Raw genomic sequence first — 14,293 nt, 5'->3', positions numbered from 1 at the left:
AACCGCCGCCACTGCGTTTCGCGCGCCGGTTCAGCCGCGCGAGGTGGAGACGGCGCCCCGGAGATCGGACCATCGTCCGGGGCGCCGCCGGTCCGTCACGCGGCGATCTCTTGAGAAGCCACGTACGCCTTTCCTGCCTCTGCGATGGTCGCGGCCACGGCCGCCGGCTGCGACACCGTGATCGCATGCGACGCGCCGGCGATCTCGTGGGTGCCGCGCGAGCCGGCACGCTCAGCGCCGGCTCGGTGCACGGCGACCGGGATGTTGAGGTCCTGGTCGCCGAAGACGTGCCATGACGGGATGTCGTGCCAGGCCGGACGATCCGTCGGGAGGGCCTCCGACAGCGCCGCGCGCGTGACCGGACGCTGGGTCGCGGCCATCAGTGCGGCCACCTCGGGCGACACATCGGCGGCGAACTGGTGGTGGAACAGCTCGGGACGGATGGCGAACTCATCGCCGCCGCTCGTCACCGGGTACGCCGTGAGTGCGTCGCCGAGCGTGCCTCCGGGAGCGCTGTTCGACAGCTCGAACGCACTCTGCCCGGTCTCGGGGACGAACGCTGCGACGTAGACGAGCCCGACGACGGCCTCGTTGCCCGCGGCCGCCTCGGTGATGACGAGCCCGCCGTACGAGTGGCCGACGAGGACGATGGGGCCTTCGATCGAGGCGAGGACGTCACGGACGTAGGCCGCGTCGCCGGCGAGGCTCCGCAGCGGGTTGGCGACCGCGATCGCGCGGACGTCGTGCTGCTGCAGCTGGGCGATGACTCCATTCCACGACGACGACTCGGCGAAAGCGCCGTGGACGAGGACGATGGTGGGCTTCTGAGCGGTCATGTCGAGATCCTTTCGAGGGTGGGGTCTTGCAGACTGTGAGCTAGGACCGGGTGGGGCCCGGACTTGTGACAGGGGCCGCGCGTCGACAGGGCGGACGCAACGGGCATCGGGGAGACTGGCCCGATGCCCCTGCTCGATCACCTCGGCATCACCGTGGAAGACCTGCCCCGCGCGGTCGCTCAATTCGATCCCGTGCTCACGGCGCTCGGCATGGAACGCACCGACGGCGACAACGGGGTCTCGTGGTACGTCGAGGATGAGACGGAGCTCATCCTCTTCGCCGCGCGGGAGCCGGGGACCGGCCCCCATGTGCACGGCTCGGTCGGCTGGCAGCATCTGGCGTTCGCCGTGGACTCCCGTGACGACGTCGATCGGCTCCACGCCATCGCGCTCGCCGCGGGATGGAGCGCGGTGCGCGATCCCAAGCCGTACCCGCGGTTCAACGAGCGCTACTACGCGTCCTTCGTGGAGGACGACAACGGCATCCGCATCGAGTTCATGCACAATCCTCCGAAAGCCCCGGCCGGCTGATTCCGCAGATCGATCGCGGACCTGTCACAGAACGCCGAGTCATCCGGTCTCAGCTGTGACGCGCGCGTTCCGCACGCGATGAAGCAGAGAGGGTTCGACATGAGGATCGCTGTCATCGGGGGAACCGGACTGATCGGCTCGAGGGTCGTCACCGCGCTCGAAGCCACGGGGCACGACGTCGTCGTGGTGGCGCGAGCGGCGGGCGTGAACTCCTTCACCGGCGAAGGGCTGGAGCACGCCCTCGACGGAGTCGAGGCCCTCGTCGACGTGTCGAATTCGTCGTACACGGACGAGGCCGGTGCGCGCGAGTTCTTCTCCGGGTCGACGCTGAATCTCCTCACGTACGGCGCCGCCGCCGGGGTGGCGCACCACGTCGTGCTGTCGGTCGTCGGCACCGACCGGCTCGCGCGCTCCGAGGGCGGGTACTTCCAGGCGAAAGCCGAGCAGGAGCGCCTGCTGACCGCATCCGGTCGCCCCTACTCGATCGTCCACGCGACGCAGTTCTTCGAATTCATCCGCAGCATCACGGATGCCGCGACCCGCAGCGGGATCGCATACGTCGCCGACGCCCTCACCCAGCCCATGGCCGCCGACGACGTGGCCGCGGCGGTGGCCCGCGCCGCACTCGCACGACCCACCGGCGGGATCACAGAGCACGCGGGACCCGAGGTCTTCGAGCTCGGCTACCTCGCGCAGCGCGAGCTCCGGTTCCGTCGCGACGAGCGCGAGGTCGCCGCCGACCCGCTCGCGACCTACTTCGGTGCGCAGCTCGACCGGTTCGAGCTGCTGCCCGGAGCGGGCGCCGTCATCGCGCCGACGCGTTTCCACGACTGGCAGATCTCTGCCGGCGAAGCCGGCGACGCGCTGCTGCCGTCCGCGGCGGGCGTACGCTGAGCGCGGCGACGGGAGCGGCAGACGCAATGGGCGAGCACACGCAACCTGTGATCGATCCGGACGACATCAGACGCGCGGTCACCGTCTTCGACGAGCACCGCCGGCGCATCTTCGGCATCGCGTATCGGATGCTCGGCACGGTGGCCGACGCCGAAGACATCGTCCAGGAGACCTGGATCCGCTGGCAGAACGCCGACCGCGCCGAGGTCCGCGAGCCGGGCGCGTTCCTCGCCACGGTCGCGACGCGGCTCTCCATCAACGCCACGCAGTCCGCACACGCACGCCGCGAGACGTACATCGGGCCGTGGCTGCCCGAGCCGGTCAACACCGACGCCGACCCCGCGCTCGGCGCGGAGCGCGGCGAGGCCCTGCAGTACGCGATCCTGCTCGTGCTCGAGAAGCTGACGCCCACCGAGCGGGCCGCGTACATCCTCCGCGAGGCGCTCGACTACCCGTACGAGCGGATCGCCGACGTCATCGGCGCCACGGTCGCGAGCGCCCGGCAGCTCGTCAGCCGTGCCCGCAAGCACCTCGAGTCGGCGCGCAAGGCGGAGGTGGCCGCCGCAGAGCAGCGGCGCCTGCTGGAGGCGTTCCTCGTCGCCGCGCAGAAGGGCGACGTGAGCGATCTCGAGCGGCTGTTCGCCGAGGACGTCGTCAGCTACACCGACGGCAACGGCGTCAAGCTCGCCGCGCGCATCCCGGTGGCCGGGCGAAGTCGCGTCGCCCAGTTCGTGGCTGCGTTCTCGAGCCATTTCTGGACCGGCAAGCAGATCGACTGGGTGGAGGTCAACGGCCGACCCGCAGCAACCCTCTCGGAAGGGGGAGAGGTCACCACCCTCGTCACCGTCACAGCGGCGGAGGACGGCATCCGGCGCCTCCTCTGGGTGATGAGCCCCGAAAAGCTCGGGCACGTCGCCCAGGTCGGGGCGTGACCGCGCGCCCGTGCTCGTGGCTGCACCGCTCTGCGCGACGCTCGAGGGCGAGCGCCGCGCAGCACGAGCGCGTCGTGAGGGCGCTGGTCGCCGTCGCCGAGCAGGGTGATTCCCGCGGATTGACACGGATGCTGCACCCCGGCGTGGTTCTCACCGTCGACGGTGGCGGGATCGTGGCAGCGCCGGCCGCCGCACTGGAGGGCGCGCCGGACGTCGGCGGGCATCTCCGCGGCGTGCTGCTGGACGAGGTGGTGTCGCTGCGCGTGGAGTCTGTGAACGGCGTGCCGGGGATCGTCGTCTGCCGGGAAGGGCGGGTGACCGGCGTGCTCAGCATCTCCGTGCGGGGCCGCCTGATCCTCGAGGCGTGGCTCGTCTCGAATCCCGAGAAGCTCACGCACTGGAGCTGCTGAGTCGGGGCTGTCACAGATCGGCGGCGAGGACTGTCTCAGCTGGTGAGCGCCCCACGCGCTCCCTGAACGAAAGGCACATCATGGCAAAGATCGTCGTCATCGGAGGATCCGGGCTCATCGGCTCGAAGGTCGTCGCGAAGCTCACTGAGCACGGCCACGAGGCCGTTCCGGCATCGCCGAACTCCGGCGTCAACACCATCACCGGCGAGGGACTCGCGGACGTGCTGCAGGGAGCGGACGTCGTGGTCGACGTGTCGAACTCGCCGTCGTTCGCCCCGGAGGACGTGATGGACTTCTTCACGACGTCGACGCGGAACCTCATCGCGGGCGCAGGCGACGCTGGCGTCGGGCACTTCGTCGCCCTCACCGTGGTGGGCACGAACCGTCCGAACGCGATCTCGTACTTCGCGGCGAAGACCGCTCAGGAGGAGTTGATCCGGGATTCCGGCATCCCGTACTCGATCCTGCACGCGACGCAGTTCTTCGAGTTCATCACCGGCATCGCGGGTGTGTCGGGCAACGGTGAGGCGATCCACCTGCCGGGCAACCTCGTGCAGCCGATCGCCGCGGAGGATGTCGCGACCGCCGTGGCGCGCACCGCCGCCGGCGCCCCGCTGAACACCGACGTCGAGATCGCGGGCCCCGAGGTCATGGGCCTCGACGAGATGGTGCGCCGCGGCCTCACCTTCCGCGGGGACCCGCGCGAGGTCGTGACGGACGCCGAGGCGCCGTACTTCGGTGCGCGAATGCAGGAGCGCACGCTCATGCCCGTGGCCGGGGTCCAGGTGTTCGAGACGACCCTCGAGGAGTGGCTGCCGGCGAACCCGGCGCGCAGCTGATCCCGGGAGGCGGAGGGGTCCGCGTGCCACAGGGCACGTGGGCACCTCCGCCGCTGTTCCGACCGAGACGGCCCAGGTCCGCACACTAGGGAGCCGCTGAGCCCGGGAATGCGCGCGGCAGGCATGCGGGTTTACCTTCGAGGGCCGCGCACCCGCGGCCCGAGATCTACCAAGGAGCACCACCGTGCGCGCACTCATCCACTCCGCTTTCGGCGATCCGACCGAGGTTCTGGAGGTCGCGGAACGACCTCTGCCCGAGCCGGGTCCTGGGCAGGTGCGGGTGAGGACGGTCCTCTCGCCGATCCACAACCACGACCTCTGGACGATCCGGGGCACGTACGGCTACAAGCCCGAGCTTCCTGCCGCTTCCGGGACAGAGGCCGTCGGGGTCGTGGACGCGGTCGGCGAGGGCGTCGACTCGCTCAACCTCGGGCAGCGCGTCGCCACCGGCGGAACATTCGGCGTGTGGAGCGAGTACTTCGTCGCGAAGGCTGCCGGACTCGTCCCCGTGCCTGAGGCCGTGAGCGACGAGACGGCTGCGCAGCTGATCTCGATGCCGTTCAGCGCGCTGAGCCTGCTCGACTTCCTGGACGTGCAACCGGGCGACTGGATCGTGCAGAACACGGCCAACGGGGCCGTCGGCAAGCTCGTCGCCCAGTTCGCCGCGGCGCGTGGGGTGCACGTTCTCGGTCTGGTGCGCCGCGATGCGGGGGTCGCCGAACTGGCCGGGCTCGGCATCCGTGATGTCGTATCCACCGCGTCGGACGACTGGCGGGAACGGGCAGCGGAGATCCTCGGCGAGAACGCTCCGCGCGCGGCGGTGGACTCGGTCGGCGGCGAAGCGGCCGGCGACCTGCTTTCGCTGCTCGGCGAGGGCGGCACCCTCGTGTCGTTCGGATCGATGGGTTCGAGCACACTGCAGCTGTCGGCGGGTGACCTCATCTTCAAGCAGGCGACGGTCAAGGGCTTCTGGGGCAGCAAGGTGAGCCAGACGATGGATGCCGCCACCCGCGGTGCGCTGTTCGCCGAGCTGGTGCAGCGCATCGGGTCGGGTGAGGTGTCGCTGCCGGTCGACGAGGTGTTCCCGTTCGATCGGGCGCGCGAGGCCGCCGCCGCGAGCGCGGTTCCGGGCCGGGCGGGCAAGGTGCTGCTGCGGTTCTGAGGTGGGTGCGTGGGCCGCGGCGGCGCGGCCCACGCGGCTTCACGCTTCGGCCAGGAGAACGGTCAGCGACGTGATGACGCCGCTCTCGACGGTGATGAGATCGACGCCGCGCACGACGGGGGCGCCGGCGGGTCCGAACGCCCATGGCAGCACCCCGGTCGTCTCCGAGACGTAGGCCGGTCCGTCCTCGACGAGCACGAACTCCTCCGGCGCGTCCTTCAGCAGCCCCTCCGCGCTGGAAAGAAGCGCCTCAGGGCCGACGACCGTTCCCTCTGGGTCGGTCAGCACCACGCCGGGGGAGTAGGCGCGAGCCGCCGCATCCCGTCGGTGGGCGGCATCCCGGTTCCCGAAGACGCCGTGGAGGTTCAGACGGAGGAGTTCTGCGACTGTGCTCATGGGATCGTCGAACCACCGACGGGGCGAAGTTCTTCCCCCGGGGTCAGAGCTCGTCGGTCGGCGGGCGCCGCGGCGCCCGGGGTGCGGGCGGCGGCGGGACTTCCTTCGCGGCGATGATCGCGCCGTGCGGGATGCGTTCGACGCCGCGCTTGCCGTCGACGACGACGCATTCGGCATCCGCGCTCAGCAGCTCGCCGAGGGCGTCTGTCGCCTGGCCCGTCGGCAGGATGTAGCGCACCACCACCCGGTGACCCGGCTCAGGCAGGTTCACCATTGGCCGGGTGCGTAGTCCTTGAGGAACACACCGAACAGGTCCTCGCCCGCCTCGCCGCGCACGATCGGATCGTAGACGCGGGCGGCGCCGTCGACGAGATCGAGCGGGGCGTGGAAGCCCTCCTCGGCGAGCCGCACCTTCGTCGGGTGCGGGCGCTCGTCGGTGATCCAGCCGGTGTCGACGCTGGTCATGAGAATGCGGTCGGTCTCGAACAGCTCCCGGGCGCTCGTGCGCGTCAGCATGTTGACAGCAGCCTTGGCCATGTTGGTGTGCGGATGCCCCGGCCCCTTGTATCCGCGATTGAAGACGCCCTCCATCGCACTGACGTTGACCACGTACGTGCGGCGTGCCGGACTCGCGGCCAGTGACGCGCGCAGCTTCGACACGAGCAGGAACGGCGCGGTCGTGTTCGCGAGCTGCACTTCGAGCATCTCGAGGGGGTCGACCTCCTCGACGCTCTGCACCCACGAGTTGGTGTGGTCGAGGTCGGGGATCAGCCCGCCGGCGTCGATGGCGGTGCCGGCGGCGAGACGCTCGAGCGAACTGGAACCCGCGGCCATGGCCTGCTCCGTCAGCTCGTCGGCGCGCGCGGCTGCCGCGGCGAGGATCGGGTGCGCTGTCACGGAGCGCTCGAGCGCCTGCGGGTGACGGTCGTTCGTGTGGCCGAACGTGACGAGTTCCGGCAGCGGGCCATCGGGCAGTGGCGCGAGCTCGGCGTCGACCAGCGGCTGGTACGCGCCCGGGGAGCGGCGCACGGTCTGGGTCGCGTTGTTGATGAGGATGTCGAGAGGACCGGCGGCAGCGACATCCTCCGCCAGACCGATCACCTGGGCAGGATCGCGCAGGTCGATGCCGACGACCTTCAGGCGGTCGATCCATTCGGGCGAGTCGGGGAGGCTGCTGAAGCGGCGCACGGCATCGCGCGGGAAGCGCGTCGTGATCGTCGTGTGTGCGCCATCGCGCAGGAGGCGCAGCGCGATGTACATGCCGATCTTCGCGCGGCCGCCGGTGAGCAGCGCGCGCTTGCCGGTGAGGTCGGTGCGCGCGTTGCGCTTCGCGTGGCTCATGGCCGCGCATGTGGGGCAGAGCTGGTGGTAGAACGCGTCGACCACCGTGTACGGCTGTTTGCAGATGTAGCAGGCGCGAGCCTTGAGGAGGGTGCCGGCACTGGCAGCCGTGGTGGACGAGCTGATCGGGATGCCGCGGGTCTCGTCGTCGATCCGGTCCGGCGCTCCGGTGGCCGTGGCGGCGACCACTGCGCGATCGGCGGAGGCGATCGCCTCGCGGATCTCCCGGCGCCGCACCTTCTTGACGGCCTTGAACATCGCGGCGGTGGCACGGCGGACGGCCACGTAGTCGGGGTGCGACTCGTCGACGCCCGGCATGATCGCGAGCACCCGCAGGGTGGTCGCCAGATCTTCCGGGTCGATGCCGCTCGGCGGCAGGTCGGAGGGGTCGGGGGAATCGGGAAGCACACGTGATTCTACGCCGGGCCGGTTCCGCGGTTGCTGTTAGCGTGCCTTCGTGAGCACCTCGAACCCGGCATCGACGTCGACGCGCAGCATCCACGTGTCGGCCGCGGTCATCCTGAACGACCACGACGAGCTGCTGCTCGTGCGAAAAGCCGGCACGACGGCGTTCATGCAGCCGGGCGGCAAGCCCGAGGCGGGGGAGACGCCGGCCGAGACGCTGAGCCGCGAGCTGTTCGAGGAACTGGGGCTCTCGGTGGATCCGGGTGCGCTGCAGTCGCTCGGTCTGTACACCGCGGCAGCGGCGAACGAACCGGGCTTCCTCGTCGTGGCGGATGTGTTCGTCGCCGACATCGGCACCCAGGTGCCCGTGATCGACGCCGAGATCGAGGAACTGCGTTGGGTCTCGCGCGCTGATGCCCTGGAGCTCGAGATCGCGCCGCTCGCGCGGGAGAACTTCCTGCCGTGACCCGCGTGTCAGCCTGCCGCCACCTCGTGGACGTCCGACTCGAACGATGAGCCGTTGAGGTCGAGGTACAACCGGCGTTCGGTGATCGACACGGTCATCTGGTTGCGGCGCTCGAGCACCGCCGTCGCCGCATCGAAGAAGCCCGAGTCGAAGCTGTAGAGGCTGATCTCCTCGGCGCGGTGGATCTTCTTCCCCACCCAGGGCGCGGCCACCTTCGCGGGGTCGCGATGGGTGTACACCGCGACGCGCGCGCCGGCCAGGCTGCCGGTGTGCAGGCGTGCGGCGTCGGGCGCCCCGACCTCGATCCACGACACCAGCGCGCCGGTGAGGTCGCGTACGAGCACAGCCGGCTCGTCGGTGGCCGAGATGCCCTCGCTGAACGCGATGCCCTCCTCGTACTCGAGTGCGTACGCGAGGACTCGGGTCAGCATGAAGGCGTCGGTCTCGGAGGGATGCCGCGCCACGCGCACCGAGAGATCCTCGTAGACGCCTCGATCGACGTCGGCCAGCTGGATATCGAAGGTGTACATCGTCACGCCGATCGCCATGGGAATCGAGCCTACGACGAGTGGCTGGAGATCCTCGCCGACTGCGCCGAGCAGGCGTTCGCGGCGAACCTTCCGGGCGCTCCGCACGCCTGAATCCCCTCGTCTTGAAAGCAGTCCCGGGCGCGAGGACAATGTGGCCTGTCATCGCGGCGAACGCGAGGTCTCACTGGGAGGAGGCCACCCGTGGAGCGTTCGGATGGAGCCGGCGAGGGGGAACTCGAAACCCCCCAGCGTGGCTACACCGACGCCACCGAGCAGTTCGCAGCGATGAACGAAGTGCTGCTTGCACTCGGGCGCTCCGCTTCGGATCCCGATTCGGCTCTGGACACGATCGTGGAGAGTGCGCGACGGCTCTGCCGCAGCGACGCCGCTCAGGTCTATCTGGTCGACGGGGACTACTTCGCGCTGTCGTCCTGGGTAGGGGTGCCCTCCGCGCTCGTCGAGCACATCACAGCCCATCCTTTCCGCATCGATCGGGCCAGTCTTCTCGGACGCGTTGCGCGGGATCGGAAGCTTCAACAGATTCCGGACGTGCTCAGCGATGCCGAGTACGGCCGGCAAGACGCGCAGGAGCTCGGCCACTATCGCACCCTGATGTCTGCGCCGATGCTCCTCGATGACGAAGTCGTGGGCGTCCTCTCGTTGTGGCGCACCCATGTGTCGCCGTTCGATGAGAGCGCGCAGGCCGCCCTGCAGGCGTTCGCCGCGCAGGCGGCTGTCGTGGTGCGGCAGATAGATCTGGTGCGTGCGCTCGAGGACCGCGGCGTCGAGCTCGCGCGCAAGGTCGACCAGCTCGAAGCGCTCAGCGAGGTCGGCGAGGCGGTGAGCTCGAGCCTCGTCCTCGACGAGGTGCTGACGACGATCATCATGAACGCGGTGCGCTTCGCCGGATGCGACGGCGGCTCGATCATGGAGTACGTCGAGCACGAGCACGCGTTCACGGTGAGAAGCGCGTACGCCAGCGACCGACTCCTCGAGCGGCTGCGCGGCATCAAGGTCGACCTCGACACCACCCTCGTCGGCCGTGCCGCGAGGGAGCGGCATCCCATCGCCGTCGCCGATCTCGACGAAGTCGAACTCGACATCCACCTGCGCCTGCTGCACGAGGACGGCTGGCGGTCGATGGTGGCAGTGCCCGTCCTCCGGGGTGATCGGATCGTCGGCGCGCTCGTGGTGCGCCGACGCACGCCCGGTGAGTTCTCGGCCGACACGATGGACTTCCTCGAGAACTTCGCGAGCCAGTCGGCGCTCGCCGTGTGGAACGCGCAGCTGTTCCGCGAGCTCGAGACGAAGTCCGCCGAGCTGGAGATCGCGAGCCGCCACAAGTCCGAGTTCCTGGCGAGCATGTCGCATGAGCTGCGCACCCCGCTCAACGCCGTCATCGGGTTCTCGGAGGTGCTCCTCGAGCGCATGTTCGGCGAGCTCAACGACCGGCAGGACGAGTACCTGCGCGACATCCTGGGCTCCGGCCGCCACCTGCTGCAGCTGCTCAACGACATCCTCGACCTGTCGAAGGTGGAGGCCGGCCGCATGGCACTCGAACCGTCGACGTTCTCGCTGCGCTCTGCACTCGAGTACGGCGCCTCGATGGTGCGCGAGCGGGCCGCGAGGCACGGCATCCGTCTGTCCATCGATGTCGACGCCGACCTCGACACGGTCGAGTCCGACGAGTTGCGCGTCAAGCAGGTGCTGGTGAACCTGCTGAGCAACGCCGTGAAATTCACGCCGGACGGCGGCAGCGTCACGGTGACCGCCCGGGGAAGCGAGCATGAGATCGCCGTGGCGGTCGCCGACACCGGCATCGGCATCGCGCCCGCCGACCGCGAGCGGATCTTCGAGTCTTTCCAGCAGGGCCGGAGGGGACTGCAGAGCGAGGAGGGCACGGGCCTCGGCCTCACCCTCTGCCGGCGGATCGTGGCCATCCTCGGCGGCACGATGTGGCTCGAGAGCGAGGTCGGCGTCGGCAGCACCTTCGGGTTCACGATCCCGCGGCGTGTGCCACTCCCGATGCCCGCGGCGGACGACGAGGCGGGACGGCCGATTATCGTCGTCGTCGAGGACGACCGCGCGTCGCTCGATCTCACTTCGGCTTACCTCGACGGGCTCGGGGTCGAGGTCGTGATCGCGCGCGACGGGGACGAGGGCTTGTCGGCGATCCGCCGGCACGTGCCCGCGGCGGTGCTCCTCGACATCCGTCTGCCGCGGACGGACGGGTGGGAGGTGCTGAGACGCGTGCGAGCGGATGACGCCACTGCCGCGGTGCCGGTCATCGTGGTGTCGATCGTGGACGAGCGGGCGCGCGGGCTGGCGATGGGCGCCTCGGCCTACCTCGTCAAGCCCGTCCGTCGCGACGCGCTCGTCGGGGCGCTGCGCGACGTCGGTGCCCTCGCGGGCGCGATCGCGGCGAGCGCGGGCGGAGGGGAGGCGCCGTGACAACCGGACATCGGGTGCTCGTCGTCGAAGACAACCCCCTCAACCTCAAGCTCGTGCGCGACGTGCTCACGGCGTCGGGCTATGAGGTGCTGCCTGCAGTCACCGGCGAGGAGGGGGTCACGCTCGCGGCGACCTGCGAGCCCGACCTCGTGCTGATGGATCTGCAGCTGCCCGATTTCGACGGGTATGAGGCGCTGCGGCGACTGCGGGAGGATCCCGCCCTGCAGGACGTACCCGTCGTCGCGGTGACCGCGTTCGCGATGCGCGAGGACCGAGAGCGGGCCAAGGAATCGGGTTTCGACGGGTACCTCGAGAAGCCGATCAGCATCCGCGAGCTGGCCGGGCAGGTGGACGCATTCATCGGCAGGGGCCGCGCCGATGTCTCATGACCCGATCCTCGTGCTCGCGGTCGACGACCTCGAGCAGAACCTGCGACTGCTGGACGCGGTGCTGAGCCCGCGGGGCTACGGCGTCATCACCGCGGCGTCGGGCGAGGAGGCCCTCGAGCAGCTCGAGCGGCACGACATCGACCTCGTGCTGCTCGACATCATGATGCCGGGCATAGACGGGTACGAGGTGTGCCGTCGCATCCGTGCGGTGCCGCGCTGGCGGTTCCTCCCCGTCGTGATGATCACCGCGAGCGGAGATCAGGAGAAGCGGCATGCGCTCGAAGCCGGCGCCGACGATTTCGTGAGCAAGCCGTTCGATCAGGCAGAGCTCATCGCGCGCGTCGCGTCGCTCGCACGCCTGAAGCGGTACCACGACACGATCGAGCGGCAGGCCGCCGAGCTTGCCCGCTGGAATGTCGAACTCGAGGCCCGGGTCGCGAGCCAGGTCGACGAGCTCGAGCGGGTGAACCGACTGCGGCGCTTCCTGTCACGGCAGGTCGTCGACGTCGTGCTCGACCACGGCGACGAGGCCGTGCTGGCGAGCCACCGGCGGGACATCGTGGTCGTCTTCTGCGATCTGCGTGGTTTCACCCCGTTCGCCGAGGCCAGCGAGCCCGAAGAGGTCATGGGCGTGCTGTCGGAGTACCACGCGGTGCTCGGCGAGCTCATCGACCGCTACGAGGGGACGCTCGAGCGCTTCACCGGCGACGGCGTCATGGTGTTCTTCAACGACCCGCTGCCGCTCGAGGACCCGGCGCGGCGCGCGATCGAGATGGCGATCGAGATCCGCGACAGGGTGGGCGACCTCACCGCCGCGTGGCACCGCCGCGCGATCGATCTCGGCATCGGCATCGGTGTGGCGCAGGGGTACGCGACACTCGGCCGGATCGGGTTCGAGGGCCGGTTCGACTACGCCGCCATCGGCAGCGTCACCAACCTCGCCGCCCGCCTCTGCGCGGCCGCCGCCGCCGGGCAGATCCTCGTCGCGCAGCGCGCGTTCACCGCCGTCGAGGAGCACATCGCCGCGAACCCGGTGGGGGAGCTCGACGTTCGCGGTTTCAGCCGGGCCGTCCGCGCGTACGCCGTGGACGGCATCCGTCATCCCGAGAATCGAGTCGCACCATGACCCTCACCGACACGGCGCCCGCGGCGCCCGCGACGCTCTCGTCGCTCTCCGACGCCGAACGCGATGACCGCTTCGACCGCCTGCAGGAACGGATGCCGGGGGTCTGGGCATCGATGCAGCACAACCTCGAGGACGAATCGGTCGTCGTCGTCCCCTCTCTCACGGTGGGCAGCCGCGCGACCTCGGCGACGATGGTGCAGGCGTACGAGGAACGGTTCCTGTTCCTGCTCCTCCTGCTGCGCCAGCCCATGCTGCGCATGACCTACGTCACCTCGCAGCCCATCGACCCCCGCATCATCGAGTACTACCTCGCGCTCCTCCCGGGAGTCATCCCGAGCCATGCCCTCGCGCGGCTCACACTCGTCTCGGTGGGTGACGGCACCCACCGCACGCTCAGCGAGAAGGTGCTCGAACGTCCCCGCGTACTCGCACGCATCGCGCGCAGCATCCCCGACCGTGAGCGGTGCCACCTGATCCCGTACAACACCACCGAGCGCGAGCGCGATCTCGCGCTGATGCTGGGCATCCCGATGTACGGCGCCGACCACCGTCTCGCCCCGCTCGGCACGAAGACCGGATGCCGGCGGCTGTTCCGCGACGTCGGCGTGCAGCATCCGCTCGGTGTCGAGGATCTGCGCAGCCGGGACGACGCCGTGCGGGCGATCGAGGCGGTGCTGGACGAGAAGCCGACGGTGCGGCAGATGATCTTCAAGCTCGACGAAGGCGTATCGGGGTCGGGCAACGCGCTCGTGAACCTCGCCGGCGTGGGCGAGCTCGGCGGCGACGCCCGCCGTGACGCGATCGTCCAGGCCCTCCAGGCGATGCAGCCGGAGGTCGAGACCCTGAGCCCGGCCGACATGCTCGACGCCCTCGCGACCCGGCACGGCATCGTCGAGGAGCGCATCGTGGGCGAGGAGATCCTGAGCCCGAGCGTGCAGCTGCGGGTGCTTCCCGACCGCACGATCGAGCTGCTCTCGACGCACGACCAGCTGCTCGGCGGTCCGAGCGGACAGAGCTACCTCGGATGCGTGTTCCCCGCCGATCCGGCGTACTCGCGGCTCATCAGCGAGCCGGCGCTCGCGGTCGCCCGGCGCCTGGCGGACATGGGGGTGCGCGGGCGCTTCGCGCTGGACTTCGTCGTCGTGCGGGATGCTGCGGGCGAATGGTCTTCGTGGGCGATCGAGCTCAATCTCCGCAAGGGCGGCACGACGCATCCGTTCCTCACCCTGCAGTTCCTCACCGACGGCCGCTATGACGGCGAGGACGGCGCGTTCCTCACCCCGGAGGGCGTGCCGAAGCACCTGGTCGCGACGGACCACCTCGAGGGCGACGACCTGCGCGCGCTATCTGTGGGAGACCTCTTCGATGTCGTGGCGCGCCACGACCTGCACTTCGACCGGTCGCGGCAGGAGGGGATCGTGTTCCACATGATCAGCTCGATCACCGAACAGGGCCGCATCGGCATGACAGCGGTCGGCGACACGCGCGAGCGTGCGATGGAGCTCTACGAGCGCGGAGGCCGGATCGTGCTGGAGGAGGCCGCGCGGGCGCGGACCGAGCGCGTGCTGCCCGAGTGACCCGCGCG

At 70.0% G+C, this 14,293-nt stretch carries 16 protein-coding genes; 11 read left to right on the top strand and 5 right to left on the bottom strand.

Going from position 1 to position 14,293, the window contains the following annotated elements:
- Positions 1–95 precede the first annotated feature (95 nt).
- Positions 96–836 carry an alpha/beta fold hydrolase gene (locus ASF40_RS07985; protein ID WP_056367735.1) on the bottom strand — a complete coding sequence of 247 codons (741 nt, stop codon included), beginning with the start codon at positions 834–836 and terminating at the stop codon, positions 96–98.
- A gap of 123 nt (positions 837–959) precedes the next feature.
- Between ASF40_RS07985 and ASF40_RS07980 the strand changes: the two genes are divergently transcribed.
- The 6 genes from ASF40_RS07980 to ASF40_RS07955 all read left to right on the top strand — a co-directional run bounded on the left by ASF40_RS07980 (position 960) and on the right by ASF40_RS07955 (position 5,604).
- Entirely contained in the window at positions 960–1,367 is a 408-nt protein-coding gene (locus ASF40_RS07980; protein WP_056367733.1) for a VOC family protein, read from the top strand.
- A 99-nt stretch (positions 1,368–1,466) separates the two neighbouring features.
- A complete protein-coding gene (locus ASF40_RS07975; protein ID WP_056367731.1) occupies positions 1,467–2,261 on the top strand; it encodes an SDR family oxidoreductase in 795 nt (264 codons plus the stop codon).
- Positions 2,262–2,308: 47 nt separating this feature from the next.
- Positions 2,309–3,193, top strand: a complete 885-nt coding sequence (locus ASF40_RS07970) for an RNA polymerase sigma-70 factor (protein WP_235560167.1) — start codon at positions 2,309–2,311, stop codon at positions 3,191–3,193.
- Positions 3,190–3,603, top strand: coding sequence for a hypothetical protein (locus ASF40_RS07965; protein ID WP_157549520.1), 414 nt, complete (start codon positions 3,190–3,192; stop codon positions 3,601–3,603). The genes ASF40_RS07970 and ASF40_RS07965 overlap by 4 nt, the downstream gene beginning before the upstream one ends.
- Positions 3,604–3,683: 80 nt before the next feature.
- Positions 3,684–4,442 carry an SDR family oxidoreductase gene (locus tag ASF40_RS07960; RefSeq protein ID WP_056367727.1) on the top strand — a complete coding sequence of 253 codons (759 nt, stop codon included), beginning with the start codon at positions 3,684–3,686 and terminating at the stop codon, positions 4,440–4,442.
- A gap of 184 nt (positions 4,443–4,626) precedes the next feature.
- The gene (locus ASF40_RS07955) at positions 4,627–5,604 is read left to right on the top strand and encodes a zinc-binding dehydrogenase (protein WP_056367725.1); all 978 of its coding nucleotides are present in this window, start codon (positions 4,627–4,629) and stop codon (positions 5,602–5,604) included.
- 39 nt (positions 5,605–5,643) lie between these two features.
- Here ASF40_RS07955 and ASF40_RS07950 read toward each other — a convergent pair whose 3' ends face one another.
- Genes ASF40_RS07950 through ASF40_RS07940 form a run of 3 tightly spaced genes read right to left on the bottom strand, consistent with a single transcriptional unit; the run spans position 5,644 to position 7,749 of the window.
- Positions 5,644–6,000: a nuclear transport factor 2 family protein gene (locus ASF40_RS07950; protein ID WP_056367723.1), complete on the bottom strand. Its 357-nt coding sequence runs from the start codon at positions 5,998–6,000 to the stop codon at positions 5,644–5,646.
- A gap of 43 nt (positions 6,001–6,043) precedes the next feature.
- Positions 6,044–6,274: a putative acetyltransferase gene (locus ASF40_RS07945; RefSeq protein WP_056367721.1), complete on the bottom strand. Its 231-nt coding sequence runs from the start codon at positions 6,272–6,274 to the stop codon at positions 6,044–6,046.
- Positions 6,268–7,749 (bottom strand): SDR family NAD(P)-dependent oxidoreductase, encoded by a 1,482-nt coding sequence (locus tag ASF40_RS07940; protein ID WP_056367719.1) that lies wholly within the window; start codon positions 7,747–7,749, stop codon positions 6,268–6,270. The genes ASF40_RS07945 and ASF40_RS07940 overlap by 7 nt, the downstream gene beginning before the upstream one ends.
- 49 nt (positions 7,750–7,798) lie before the next feature.
- Between ASF40_RS07940 and ASF40_RS07935 the strand changes: the two genes are divergently transcribed.
- Positions 7,799–8,212: an NUDIX hydrolase gene (locus tag ASF40_RS07935; RefSeq protein ID WP_056367717.1), complete on the top strand. Its 414-nt coding sequence runs from the start codon at positions 7,799–7,801 to the stop codon at positions 8,210–8,212.
- 8 nt (positions 8,213–8,220) lie between these two features.
- On the opposite strand, the gene ASF40_RS07930 is transcribed toward ASF40_RS07935, so the two are convergent.
- The gene (locus ASF40_RS07930) at positions 8,221–8,760 is read right to left on the bottom strand and encodes a YaeQ family protein (RefSeq protein WP_056367715.1); all 540 of its coding nucleotides are present in this window, start codon (positions 8,758–8,760) and stop codon (positions 8,221–8,223) included.
- 183 nt (positions 8,761–8,943) lie between these two features.
- Here ASF40_RS07930 and ASF40_RS07925 point away from each other — a divergent pair, with 183 nt between their 5' ends.
- Genes ASF40_RS07925 through ASF40_RS07910 form a run of 4 tightly spaced genes read left to right on the top strand, consistent with a single transcriptional unit; the run spans position 8,944 to position 14,285 of the window.
- Positions 8,944–11,193, top strand: coding sequence for a hybrid sensor histidine kinase/response regulator (locus ASF40_RS07925; protein ID WP_056367713.1), 2,250 nt, complete (start codon positions 8,944–8,946; stop codon positions 11,191–11,193).
- Positions 11,190–11,582 (top strand): response regulator, encoded by a 393-nt coding sequence (locus ASF40_RS07920; protein WP_056367711.1) that lies wholly within the window; start codon positions 11,190–11,192, stop codon positions 11,580–11,582. Before ASF40_RS07925 ends, ASF40_RS07920 begins: the two co-directional genes overlap by 4 nt.
- Positions 11,572–12,708, top strand: coding sequence for a response regulator (locus ASF40_RS07915; protein ID WP_056367709.1), 1,137 nt, complete (start codon positions 11,572–11,574; stop codon positions 12,706–12,708). Before ASF40_RS07920 ends, ASF40_RS07915 begins: the two co-directional genes overlap by 11 nt.
- Positions 12,705–14,285, top strand: coding sequence for a peptide ligase PGM1-related protein (locus tag ASF40_RS07910; protein ID WP_056367707.1), 1,581 nt, complete (start codon positions 12,705–12,707; stop codon positions 14,283–14,285). Before ASF40_RS07915 ends, ASF40_RS07910 begins: the two co-directional genes overlap by 4 nt.
- Positions 14,286–14,293: the final 8 nt, after the last annotated feature.

It is taken from the genome of Microbacterium sp. Leaf288, assembly GCF_001422925.1.
Lineage (GTDB): Bacteria > Actinomycetota > Actinomycetes > Actinomycetales > Microbacteriaceae > Microbacterium.
Note: the sequence above shows the minus strand (reverse complement) of the source record. Positions and strands in the feature narration are given on the sequence as shown.